7 protein-coding genes and 1 pseudogene are annotated in these 12,431 nt (G+C 71.2%); 6 read left to right on the forward strand and 2 right to left on the reverse strand.

Annotated elements, in window-relative coordinates:
* Positions 1–23 precede the first annotated feature (23 nt).
* Positions 24–3,509 (reverse strand): amino acid adenylation domain-containing protein, encoded by a 3,486-nt coding sequence (locus tag ACFXKG_RS16890; protein WP_384838739.1) that lies wholly within the window; start codon positions 3,507–3,509, stop codon positions 24–26.
* A 560-nt stretch (positions 3,510–4,069) separates the two neighbouring features.
* Here ACFXKG_RS16890 and ACFXKG_RS16895 point away from each other — a divergent pair.
* The 6 genes and pseudogenes from ACFXKG_RS16895 to ACFXKG_RS16920 all read left to right on the forward strand — a co-directional run.
* Complete coding sequence (locus ACFXKG_RS16895; RefSeq protein ID WP_384838742.1) at positions 4,070–5,701, forward strand: (2,3-dihydroxybenzoyl)adenylate synthase; 1,632 nt, start codon at positions 4,070–4,072, stop codon at positions 5,699–5,701.
* Positions 5,698–7,254 carry an amino acid adenylation domain-containing protein gene (locus ACFXKG_RS16900; RefSeq protein ID WP_384838745.1) on the forward strand — a complete coding sequence of 519 codons (1,557 nt, stop codon included), beginning with the start codon at positions 5,698–5,700 and terminating at the stop codon, positions 7,252–7,254. The genes ACFXKG_RS16895 and ACFXKG_RS16900 overlap by 4 nt, the downstream gene beginning before the upstream one ends.
* The gene (locus tag ACFXKG_RS16905) at positions 7,238–7,516 is read left to right on the forward strand and encodes an acyl carrier protein (RefSeq protein WP_384838748.1); all 279 of its coding nucleotides are present in this window, start codon (positions 7,238–7,240) and stop codon (positions 7,514–7,516) included. The genes ACFXKG_RS16900 and ACFXKG_RS16905 overlap by 17 nt, the downstream gene beginning before the upstream one ends.
* Positions 7,513–8,655, forward strand: a complete 1,143-nt coding sequence (locus ACFXKG_RS16910; protein ID WP_384838750.1) for an acyl-CoA dehydrogenase family protein — start codon at positions 7,513–7,515, stop codon at positions 8,653–8,655. The genes ACFXKG_RS16905 and ACFXKG_RS16910 overlap by 4 nt, the downstream gene beginning before the upstream one ends.
* 25 nt (positions 8,656–8,680) lie before the next feature.
* Positions 8,681–9,868, forward strand: coding sequence for an acyl-CoA dehydrogenase family protein (locus tag ACFXKG_RS16915; protein WP_384838753.1), 1,188 nt, complete (start codon positions 8,681–8,683; stop codon positions 9,866–9,868).
* Positions 9,869–9,960: 92 nt separating this feature from the next.
* Positions 9,961–10,596: pseudogene (locus ACFXKG_RS16920) on the forward strand (alpha/beta fold hydrolase); the annotation flags it as partial.
* Positions 10,597–10,654: 58 nt separating this feature from the next.
* Here the strand turns inward: ACFXKG_RS16920 and ACFXKG_RS16925 are convergent.
* On the reverse strand, positions 10,655–12,409 hold the full coding sequence (locus ACFXKG_RS16925) for an ABC transporter ATP-binding protein (protein WP_384838756.1): 1,755 nt from the start codon (positions 12,407–12,409) through the stop codon (positions 10,655–10,657).
* Positions 12,410–12,431: the final 22 nt, after the last annotated feature.

The following is a 12,431-nucleotide window of genomic DNA, read 5'->3' on the forward strand; positions in this document are numbered from 1 at the left end:
CCGGCCCGGGGGCCGGCGCCCGGTCATGATTCGGCGAGCAGTTCCGCCTCGGACATCGAGGCGACTTCGCGGTAGATCTGTGCCGCCTGTTCGATGCGGCCAGGAACGCTCTGCCGCTCGGCCAGACGTACGGCCAGTCCCCGCACCGTCCGGGTGGCGAAGAGGTCCGTCACGGTGGGCTCGGACGTGTCCAGCCACTGCCTGATCTGGGCCATCACCTTGGTGGCCAGGACCGAATCGCCGCCCAGGGCGAAGAAGTCGTCCTCGGCACCGATCCGGCCGGTGTGGAGCATCGCGCCCACGATCTCGGCGAGTACGGTCTCCAGGTCGCCGCTCGGCGGTGTGTGGGGCCGCTCACCGGCGGTACCCGCCTCGAAAACGGCCCGGACGGCCTTGCGGTCGAGCTTTCCGTTGGGGGTCAGGGGGAAGGCGTCGAGCGTCTCGATCCTCTCGGGGATCATGTGCGGGGGCAGGTGCGCCGCCAGAGCCTCGCGCACTCCCGCCTCCTGGGAGCCGTCCGTGAGCGTGACCGCCGCGACGAGCTGCCGCGTCGTGTGCCCCACCACGTCCGCCACGGCGCGCCGCACGGTGGGCAGGGCGCGCAGGGCCGCCTCCACCTCGCCGAGTTCGATGCGGTAGCCCCGGAGCTTGATCTGGCTGTCGCGCCGGCCCAGGAATTCGAGGGTGCCGTCCGGCCAGTAGCGGGCCATGTCCCCGGTGCGGTACCAGCGCTGCCCGTCGTGGATGACGAACCGGTCGGCGGTCCGTTCGGGATCGTTCCGGTAGCCGCGCGCGACACCCCGGCCGCCGATCCAGAGTTCACCGGGGACCCGGTCGGGGCAGTCCGCCCCCGCTTCGTTGACCACCCGGCACCGGACATTCCCCAGCGGGACGCCGTACGGCACGGCCTTCCACTCCGGCGGAACGGGGCCGGTCACCTCGCAGACGGTGGAATGGATCGCGGCCTCCGTCGTGCCGCCGAGCCCGGCGAACCGGCAGTCCGGCACCAGCTGCCGCAGCCGTCCGGGCAGGTCGGCGCCGACCCAGTCGCCGCCGAGGACGACCACGCGCAGGCTGTCGCCGAGTCCCTCCGTCCCGCTTCCCGCCAGGATGGCGTCGAGCAGGCTCGGCACGCAGTTGAGGACGGTCACGCCCCGCGTGCGGACGAGTTCGGCGGCCCGCTGTCCGTCCCGGCGGCTCTCGTCGTCGGGCAGGACCAGGCACCCACCGACGGAGAGCAGGCCGAAGATGTCGTACACGGAGAGGTCGAACTCGAACGGGGACACCCCGAGCGACCGGTCACCGGTGGAGATCCCGAAGTGCTCGTTCAGGCAGTCGACCGTGTTCATCGCCGCCGCGTGGGCCACTTCGACGCCCTTGGGCAGTCCGGTCGAGCCCGAGGTGAAGATGACGTAGGCGATGCTCTCGGCGTCGACGGTGACCGGGCTGTCCAGCGGCTCGGCCCCGTGCTGGGCCGCGTCGAGGCCGAGGACGGTGATCCCGTTCGCGCCCGGCGCGCTCCCCTCGCCGCGCAGTGCCAGCACCACGTCACCGGTCAGCTCGATCCGGTCGCGCCGGGCGTCGGGCTGCTCGACGCCGATCGGTACGTAACTCGCCCCCGCGGCGAGCACCCCGAGGGCCGCGACGACCTGGCCGGGCCCCTTGGGCAACTGGATGGAGACGGCGTCACCGGGCCGCACTCCCCGGGCGACGAGCGCGCCCGCGACGTTCAGCGCCCGGTCACGCAGCCCGCCGTAGCTCATCAGCCCGTCGGCGCCCCACACCAGGGCGGGCAGGTCCGGCTCCGCCCCGGCGATGTCGAAGAAACCCTCGTGCAGCAGCCGTCCGGAGACCGGCCGGTCCGTGGCGTTGGCCCGGGCGCGGACGGCGGCCTGGGCCGGAGGCAGGCTCCTGGACGCGGCGCGGTCCCAGTCGGCGTCGTCGGCGAGCAGTTCCTCCAGCAGCTCACGGTTGCGCCGGAACATCGTGTCCATCATTCCGGCGGGGAACGCCTGCTCCCGTACGTCCCAGTTGAACAGCAGACCGCCGCGTAACTCCACGACCTGGGCGTCGAGTACGACCTGCGGGCCCTGCGAGATGATCCACACCGGCTCGCCGAACGCGTCGACGACGGTGTCCCTGAAGAGTTCCCCCAGGTTCAGCCCGCTGGTGTAGACGACGGACGCCAGAACCGGTTCGCCCCGCAGACGCCCCAGATCCCGCAGTACGTCGAGGCCCGGAAAGGCTCCGTGCGACGCCTTGGTGTGCAGGTTCCGCTGGAACTCCCGGGCGCGGTCGAGCACCGACAGGGGCTCGGTGACGTCCACGTCCAGCAGTACGGAACTGCTGAAGTCGCCGACGAGTTTCTCCACATCGGGGTGGAGGGGTTCCCGGTTGAACAGGGGCAGGTTGAGAAGGAACTTCTGCTCGCTCGACCACATGCCGACGACTTCGGCGAAGATTGAGGCCAGGACCGTGGCGGGGGTGACACCCCGCTCATGGGCACGGTCGATCAGCCGTCGCTTGTGTTCGGGGTCGAGCCAGTGCTCGTAGCGGACCGTACGGAGCGGATCCTCCCGCTCCGACTCGGGGACCAGCGGCAGGGCGGGAGCGTCCGGCAACTCGGGAAGCACCTCCTGCCACCACGCCCGCTGCTCCTCGCGTGCCGAGGCGTTCATCGCGTCGTAGTCGGCGAGATAGCTCCGGTAGTCGTACGAGAGCGGTGCGGGACCGGCCCCGTCCCCCGCGTAGAAGTCGGCGAGATCCGCCAGTAACAGCCGGTAGCTCAGGGCGTCGGCGGCGAGCATGTCCACATCCACGTGCAGCCTGGTCCGGTCCTCGGGCAGCAGCGTCAGCGAGATGTCGAGAACCTGCCCGAGATCCGCGCGCATGCGCTGGTGCGTCTTCCGCTCGCGGATCTCGTCCAGCCGGCCCTCCAGGTCCGGCGCGGCCACCTCGCGGAGATCGGTCAGCGACCACACCGGCACGCCGGGCCGGCCGAGGACCCGCTGGGTACCGTCGTCGAGGAACTGGCTGCGCAGCATGGCGTGCCGGTTCACCAGCTCCGCCACCGCGCGTTCCAGCCGCCCCGGATCGACCCCGTGGCCGTCGAACTCCGCGTACAGGTGGGCCGCGACGCCGCCGAGGGCCTGACCGTCCGCGCGGCCGATCCAGTAGCCGTGCTGCATCGTCGCCAGCCCGAACGGCTCCCCGGCGGCGCCGGGGTCGCGCTCCTCCCGCGTCACGGGCCCGGGCGGGCGGCTCGTCTCCCCGCCGAGGCGCTCGGCTATGAGCTCGGACCATGCCCGGACCGTGGGCCGCAGCGCGAGGTCGGAGAAGTTCACCCGGACCCCTTGCCGCCGCAGATGCGCGGCGATCTTGATCATCCGCATCGAGTGGAGCCCCAGCGTGACCAGGTCGTCGCCGGGACCGATGGCGGCCGGGTCCATGTCGAGCTGGCCGGCCACCAGGGTGCGGACTTCTTCCTGCCCCAACACGACATCTCCCACGGATCCTCCACGATTCGCACGGTGTTCCCGGAACATGGGCACCCAGGCCCGAAGCTCGGAGCTATATCTGCTGATCACCGGTGCCGGAATTTCCTCCCGTGACAGGGAGGCCGACAACTTGCTTTATGGGAAGGGTGACAGCGATCCGGCCGCCTGAACGTACGACAGCGCCTTTCACGGTGTCAACAGGCTACCCGTCAGCCCCATGGGAATGCGTGAGGAGTTTCCCTTAGGTATTTACCGGCAAGGGTTTTCTCTGCAGTGTTTTCTCTGCACTTCACGCCCAACCTGCCACCACGGGGACGTCGTTGACCTCGGCTTGAGGCGTGCGCTACGGTCGGCCGGCGGAACAGTCCGCATGACTTCGCCCTGGCGCACGCCTGGCACCGTCCGCGATTTCCTCCGGTTGACGGTCGTAGGGGCAGAACGAACAGGCGCCGTGAATTCACCGTCCCCGCCCACTCGACACCGATAATCACGCGGCATCACCTCCCGCTCCGCGGAGAGTTGTCCACGAATGAATGCACCGCCGAAATGACGCCCTGAAAGGAGTTTCATTCATGACCGCCGATGTGGTGGGCTGGCCGGCCGCAGACGCCGAGAAATACCGGAACGCCGGGTACTGGCGGGGGGAGACCTTCGCCCGGTTCCTGGGCGCACGGGCCCGTGCGCACGGTGACCGGCTCGCCGTCGTCGACGACCGGACCCGGCTCAGCTACGCCGAACTGGACGACCGGTCGGACCGGGTGGCGCGCGGGCTCACGGAGCTCGGCATCGTCTCCGGGGACCGCGTCCTGGTCCAGCTCCCCAACCGGGTGGAGTTCCTGCTGCTCTGGTTCGCCCTGATGAAGACGGGTGCGGTGCCGGTCCACACGCAGCCGGGCCACCGCAGCAGCGAGATGACCCATCTGGCGCGGCTCTCGGAGGCGGTCGCCTACGTGATCCCCGACGTACACGCCGAATTCGACCACCGGCTGCTGGCCCAGGCCGTACGGGGCGAGAGCCCGGCCCTCAAACACATCATCGTGGTCGGCGATCCGGGGCGGGGAACCGGGTTCACCTCCTTCGCGGACCTGCTGACGACCGGTCCGGCACCCGCGGCGCCGGCCTCCGGCGCACGGGGCGAGGATCTGGCACTCCTGCTGCTCTCCGGAGGCACCACCGGGCTGCCCAAACTGATCCCGCGGACCCATGACGACTACCTCTACAACGGGCGTGCCGCGGGCGAGGTCTGCGCGCTGACAGCGGACTCGGTCTATCTCGCGGCGCTGCCGGTGGCGTTCAACTACACGATGAACTGCCCAGGGGTACTGGGGACGCTCGGGGTCGGCGGCACCGTCGTCCTGGCGAGCGACCCCGACCCCGACTACTGCTTCGGGCTGATCGAGCGTGAAGGCGTCACCATAGCCGCCATCAACCCGCAGATGGCGTCGGTCTGGCTGGACGAGGTGTCGATGACCGACGCCGACCTGTCCACGCTGCGGGTCCTCCAGGTGGGCAGCGCGCGGCTGGCCGACGACATGGCCGAGCGGATGATCGACGGGTTCGGCTGCACGATCCAGCAGGTGTTCGGGATGGCCGAGGGGCTGCTCTGTCTGACGAGACTGACCGATCCGCCCGAGATCATCGCGACGGCGCAGGGCAGGCCCATCTCCCCCGCGGACGAGGTACGGGTGGCCGGCCCGGACGACCAGGAGGTGGCCGAGGGGGAGGAGGGCGAACTGCTCACGCGTGGCCCGTACACACTGCGGGGCTACTACCGCGCGCCCGAGCACAACGCCAAGAGCTTCACCGCGGACGGGTTCTACCGCAGCGGCGATCTGGTGCGGCGGCTGCCGTCCGGGCATCTCGTCGTGGTGGGAAGGTCGAAGGACCAGATCAACCGGGGTGGCGAGAAGATCCCGGCGACCGAGGTCGAGGGCCACCTGCTGGCCCACCCCGGGATCCGGTCCGTCGCCCTGGTGGCCGCGCCCGACGAGGACTTCGGCGAGCGGTCCGTCGCCTTCCTCGTGCCGACCGGCACCCGCGCCCCGGACCGCGCCGAACTCGCCGTGTTCCTCGCGGACCGGGGGCTGGCCGCCTACAAGGCGCCGGACGAGGTGCGGGTGCTCGACGTGATGCCGCTGACCCCCGTCGGGAAGATGGACAAGAAGGCGCTGACCGCCTCGCTGCGGAACGGGTCGGCCGGATGACTCCGCCCCCCGTACCGACCCGCCTCGACGAACTGCTGACGCGTGCGGCGCGTGACCATCCGGACCGGCCCGCGCTCGCCGCGGACGGACGGACCCTCACCTACGCGGAGCTGGAAGGGACCGTACGCCGCCTGGCCGACGCCCTCACCGCCGCCGGTGTCCGCCCCGGTGACCGCGTGGGCATCCATGTGCCCAAGAGTGTCGAGGCCGTACTGGCCGTCCACGCGGTCCTGCGGTCCGGAGCCGTCGCGGCGCCGCTCGATGTGGCGGTGCCGCCCGAGCGGACCGCCCGGATGGTCAGGAACGCGGGCATCACCTTTCTGATCGCCCCGTCGGCGCGGGCGGCCACCACCCACCTGGTGAAGGAGTGCGTCGACGACAGCCCGGCGGCCCTCCGGCTTCTCGGGTCGGGCCTGGGAATCCTCCCCGTCGACTGCCCGGCGGCCCCCATCGGCCATCTTCCCGGCGCGGGGTACGTGCTCTTCACGTCGGGCAGTACGGGCTGGCCCAAGGGAGTGCTCCTCTCCCACGAGAACGTTCTCCACTTCGTACGGTGGGCCGTCGGGCAGTTCGGCGTCACCGCCTCGGACCGGATCGGCTCCCAGTCGTCGCTGACCTTCGATCTCAGCACCTTCGACATCTTCGGCAGCGCGCTCTCCGGCGCCTGTCTCGTCCTGCTGCCCGACGAGCTCAAGGGGTTCCCACGCGATGTGGTGGGCTGGCTGCGGTCCGAGCGGATCTCCGTCTTCTACGCCGTCCCGACGCTGTACCGGTCGATGCTCCGCCAAGGAGGAGCGAGCGGCGCGGCACTGCCCGAACTGCGGATCATCGCCTTCGCCGGCGAGCCGTTCCCCGTGGGCGATCTCAAGCGGTACACCGAGGTGTTCGAGACGGCCGAGTTCTACAACCTGTACGGCCCGACCGAGACGAATGTCTGCACCTTCGAGCAGGTGTCCCGGCGGTGGGACCACCGGGACGGTCTCTCGATAGGCCGGGCGATCGACGGGGTCCGGGTCGAACTCGTCGACGACAGCCACCGGGTCACCCGGGACGAGGGAGAGATCGCCGTCGTCGGCCCGACGGTCTTCCTGGGCTATCTCGTCGACGGTGAGCCGCGGGCGCTCACCACCCGCGTCTCCCCGGACGACGGCGGCGGGCCCGCGTACCTCACCGGCGACCTCGGCCACTACGGCGAGGACGGAAAGATCTATCTGCGCGGACGCCGCGACCATCAGGTGAAGCGCCGGGGATACCGCATCGATCTCCTGGACATCGAGAGCGTCGTCCAGGAGTTCCCCGCGGTGCGCACCTGCGCGGCGGTGTGGCGGCCGCGGGGCCCCGGCGAGGGAAGCATCCTCCTCTACGCCGTCGCCGACGGCACGACCGAGGCAGGTCTGCGGGAGGCCGTCTCGACGGCGCTGCCGCGGCACATGATGCCCGACGACATCCATCTCGTCGACCGGCTGGCACTCACCGACCGGGGAAAGATCGACCGCGAAGCGCTGGCTTCGGCGGTGCCGACCCAGGAAAGGGATCATGGAAGACGTCGATGAGCTGTGCGCCCTCCTCCAGGGAATCATCTCGGAATCCCACGGGGCCCTGGACGAGAAGGTGGAGCACGACACACCCCTGCTCGTCTCCGGGCTGCTCGATTCCCTCACCATCATGCGGATCGTGGCCCGGGTCGAGGCGACGACCGGGGTCTCCTTCCCGGAGACCGCGCTCGTCGCGGCCAACTTCCGTACACCCACGGCCCTTTGGACGGCCATCGAGAGGTACCGGGCCGCCGCCGGCGACGGGAGCGGGGTGTCATGACGGACGCGGACCCCCGGGCCGGCGTCGACGCCGTCGTCGCCCACGCGACCCGACTGGCCGAATCCGCGCTCGCGGAGGCGGACCAGGCCGACTTCCGCACCCGGTGGAAGGCGTTCACGGCCCGGGGGGTGTGGGACGAGGCGCCTTCGGACCAGGCCCCCGGAGCCGCCCGGCTCGGGCCGGTGACCAGGTCGGTGGCGACGATCGAGGGAATCGGCCGCGCGGGCACGGGCGCCGGGCTCTGCTACGCCATGGCGTCCCAGCGGTTCGGAATCCAGTTCCCGCTGCGGTCCGTCCTCGGCGACACGGAGCACACCGAGAACGGCGACGTGCTGCTCTGCCACGCCCTGACCGAGGAGGGCGGGGGCAGCGACCCGCTCTCGATGGCCACGAGGGCCGAACGGCAGGAGGACGGCGGCTATCTGCTCACCGGGACGAAGTCGTTCGTCACGGCCGCCCCGGTGGCCGACACCGCCCTGGTCTTCGCCAGGACGGCGGCCGAACGCACCCCCTTCGCCCTCTCCGCCTTCCTGGTCGACCTGAGCGCGCCCGACGTCGAACAGAGCGCCCCGTTCCCCAAGACCGCCCTGACCGAGGTGCCGATGGGCTCCCTCACCTTCCACGGGGTCCGGCTGGCCCCCGGCAGCATGGTCGGCGAGGAGGGCTCGGGCCTCGGCCTGCTGACGCTCACGACCGCGTGGGAGCGCGCGCTGCTCCTGTCGTACGCGCTCGGCCCCATGCGCGGGGTGCTGGACCGCACGGTGGAGTGGTGCGCGACCCGGGAGCACTTCGGGCGCAGGATGGGAGCGAGCCATGTCGTCGCGGCCCGGGTCGCGGACATGGCCCTGGCCCTGCACCGGTCCCGGGAACTCGTCTACCGGATGGCCGCGCGCCTGGACGCGGGGGTACGCCCCCGCCAACTGGCGGCCGACGCCGCGCTGACCAAGATCTCCGTGGCCGAGGACTACCTGATGTTCAGCCGGCAGGCCGCCCAGCTCGGCGGGGTGCGCTCCTTCATCGAGGACTCGGGGCTCACCGCCGATCTGACCAGCCCCATGGCGGCGTCGGTCTACGCGGGCCCGAACGACCTGTTGCGTATCACCGTCGCCCGCGAGCTGGGACTTCCCGTCGAGAACTGACCTCCGACCGGACGGAAAGGATCACATGCACGCCTCGGACACCCCGCACACGGAAACCCTCCTCGACCGGGTCCGGTCGGCCGCCGCCGAACTGAGACTCGGCTCCGCGGCGGTCGACCAGGGGCGGCTCACTCCGCACCACGGCTACCAACTGGTGCGGGACGCGGGTCTGCTGACCCTCCTGATTCCCCGGGAGTCCGGCGGCGAGGGACTCTCGTTCCTCGACTACACCAAGGTCCTGGAGGAGATCGCCCTCGGCGACGGGGCCACCGCCCTCGGCTTCAACATGCACAACGTGGCCATCGGCTCCCTCTGCGAGACGGGCGGCGCCGCCCTGCCCGAGAACGCCTCCCGGTTCCGTGACTGGGTGTTCGGCGAAGTCGTCGAGCACGGAAAGATGTTCGCGTCGGCCACGTCCGAGACGGGTTCGGGAGCGAAGCTCCGCCGTATCCAGGCCACCTACCGGGCGGCGGGCGACGGCTATGTCCTGAAGGGCACCAAGGCGTTCGTGTCGCTGGCGGGCATCGCCGACCACTACGTCGTCGCCGCCCGCGAGGACGGCACCTCCGAGGCCGACGAGGTGTCGCACTTCGTGGTCTCGAAGGACGATCCCGGCGTCGCCTTCTCGGGCGTCTGGGACGGCGCCGCACTGCGCGGCACCCAGACCGCGACCATGACGATGAACGGTGTCGAGATCCCCCGGCACCGGCTGTTCCTCGGCGTCGAGGGGCTCTCCCTGTTCAAACTCGTACGGGAGCCCCACTGGATGGTCTCCGGCTACATGGGCGCGTACCTCGGGATCGCCGAATCGATCCTGCGGCTCATGGTCCGGCTGCTCCGCGACAACGAGGGCCGCCGCTCGTCCCCCGTCGTCCAGTCGGAGGTGGGCCGCCTCGCCGTGGAGCTGCGGGCCGCGCGCGCCCTGGTCCACTCCGCCGCACGACAGGTCGACGAGGAACGCGGAAGCCTGGAGGCCAACACCGCGGTCCACGCGGCGAAGTACTGCATCGGCGAACTCGCCCCGCGGCTCGCCCTCGGCGCCGCGCGGATCTGCGGCTCCGGCGCGCTGCGCACCAGCGTCCCGCTGGAACGGCTGCTGCGGGAGGCGTCGTTCTGCGCCGTGATGCCCGCCAAACCCGACGAGTGCCTGGAGTACGTGGGCAAGTCGGCTCTCGGTTTCAACATGCTCAGTGCCCGGAACTTCGACTGGTAGCGGGAGGTGACGTCGCTGTGCCGGAGATCGAGCTGAGGCGCGGCCCCGTCGAGTACCGGCGGATAGCGGGGGACGCCGGCCTCGCCCCGCTGGTGTTCCTGCACGAGGGGCTCGGCTGTGTCGCCATGTGGTCACGGTTCCCCGACGCGCTCGCACGGGCCACGGGCCGTCCGGCGGTGGTCTACTCCCGGCACGGCTACGGCGGCTCGGGCCCGGCGCGGACCCCGCGCCCGGTCGGCTACATGCGGGAGGAGGCGACGGAGGTCCTTCCCGAACTCCTGGACCGGCTCTCCCTGAACCGCCCGGTCCTCGTGGGACACAGTGACGGCGCCTCCATCGCCCTGCTGCACGCGAACGAGCACCCCGTGGCCGCTCTGGTGCTCCTCGCGCCCCATGTCTTCGTCGAGCCGGAGACCCTGGCCGGGATCACCGCCGCCCGGGCGGCCTACCACGAGGGGCCGCTGGCCGTACGGCTGCGGGGCTTTCACAACGACGCGGACACCGCCTTCCACTCCTGGGCCGACGTCTGGCTCTCCCCCGCGTTCCGCGACTGGAACATCGAGGAGGGGCTGCGCGCCGTCAGCAGCCCGGTCCTGCTGATCCAGGGAGAACTCGACCAGTACGGGACCACCCGTCAACTGCGCGCCGTCGAGAAGGGGGTCTCCGGCCCGGTCCGGCGGGTCGAGATCGCCCGGTGCGGGCACTCCCCCCATCTGGAGCGGCCCGGTGAGACCCGGGAAGCGGTGGAGGACTTCCTGGAGTCGGCCGGGTCCGCCCCGCGGGTGCCTACCCCTTCCCGGCTTCGGAGGAGTGCAGCCGCCATCCCTGGACCCGGCTCCGCTCCTGCCAGAAGCGCCGGTACGTCCCGTCCGCCGCGAGCAGATCCTCATGCGTCCCCGACTCGGTGACCCTCCCGTCCTGGAGCACGAGGATCCGGTCCGCGGCGACCACCGTGGGCAGGCGGTGGGCGATGACCAGCACGGTGCGGCGCCCGGCCAGGGCGCGCAGGGTGTCGGAGATCGCCATCTCGTTGACCGGGTCGAGGGCTGAGGTGGCCTCGTCCAGGATCAGTACGGGCGCCTGCTTGAGAATGGCCCTCGCGAGGGAGATCCGCTGGCGCTCACCACCGGAGAGCGATGTGCCGCCCTCCCCGACGGGGGTGTTCCAGCCGTGGGGCAGCCGGTCGACGATCTCGTCCACGCGGGCCAGCCCGGCCGCCTCCGCGACCTCCGCGTCGGTCGCGCCGGGGCGGCCGACGCGTACGTTGTCCTCCATGGTGCCCTCGAAGAGATAGACGTCCTGGAACACCATCGCGACCTGCGAGGCCAGCGTGTCGGCATCGATGTCCCGTACATCCACCCCGCCGATGCGTACCGATCCCTCGTCCACATCCCAGAAGCGGGCGATCAACCGGGTCACCGTGGTCTTGCCCGAACCGGAGGGGCCGACCAGCGCGGTCATCGTGTTGGCGGGCAGCACGGCTTCGAGCCGGTCCAGAACCGGATCGGCCCCGGGGGAATCGGGATAGCGGAACCGGACACCGGAAATCTCGACGGTCGCGTCGGCCGGCCGGCGCGGCTCCGCCGGTTCCGGCAGCGACGGCGTACGGAAGATCTCGTCCAGCTGGTCGAGCCGGCTCCACACCGCCCGGAGGGCTCCTCCCGCGTCGCTGAGGGCCGCGACCGGCTCGCTGAAGCGTACGAGGAGCACCGCGAGCGCGATCACCTCGGCGGCGTCGATCGAACCGCCGAGGGCCAGCGCCGTGGCGATCCCGAGCAGGGCGGTCACCGAGAGCTGAACCGTGGCGCCGAAGGCGCCGCGGGCCACGGTCGTCCTGCGCAGCCGGCTGAGCCCGATGTCGTGCTGGCGGCGCATCTCCCGGTCGAGCAGGTCGTTCTGCGCGTGCGCCCGGCCGAAGGCCCGGATGACGGGCTGGCACTGGGCGAACTCGAAGATCCGGTCGTCGGCCCGGGCCATGGCGCCGTCGACGATCTCGTCGGTGCGCCCGATCGCCGACGCCGACCAGCGATAGGCCAGGTACAGCAGCGGCAGCGTGGCCGCCATCGCCGCGGCCAGCCTCCAGTCGAGGAAGAACATGACGACGAGCACGGTCAGCGGGGTGACGACGGAGGTGATCAGCGGCGCCAGCAGATGGGCGAAGAGCTGGGTGACCTCGCCCACGCCCGCCGTGGCGAGTCTGGTCAGCGGGGCGAGCCGGGCCCGTGAGAACCAGCCGACGCCGAGCCGGCCCAGCCGCTCGCCCAGGCGGTGGTGGAGGAGGCCCGTGGTGGACACCGCGGTCCTGAAGCCGAGCAGGGCCTGGACGTAGTAGGCGGCGCCGGTGGCGGCGGTCACCGCGGCGAGCAGCCCCAGCCAGGGCGCCGCCCGGCCGGCGTCACCGTCGAGCAGTGCGCTCAGTACCGGTACCAGCAGGGCGAACGCGACGCCCTGCAGGACCGCGTAGACGGTCACGGCCGTCAGATGTCCCGCGATCGGCCGCAGTTGTTCCTGGCCGAGGACACGGACGAGTTTGCTGTGCATGACGCTCCCTCCGGGTCAGCGG

The organism is Streptomyces sp. NPDC059255 (assembly GCF_042752355.1).
GTDB lineage: Bacteria > Actinomycetota > Actinomycetes > Streptomycetales > Streptomycetaceae > Streptomyces.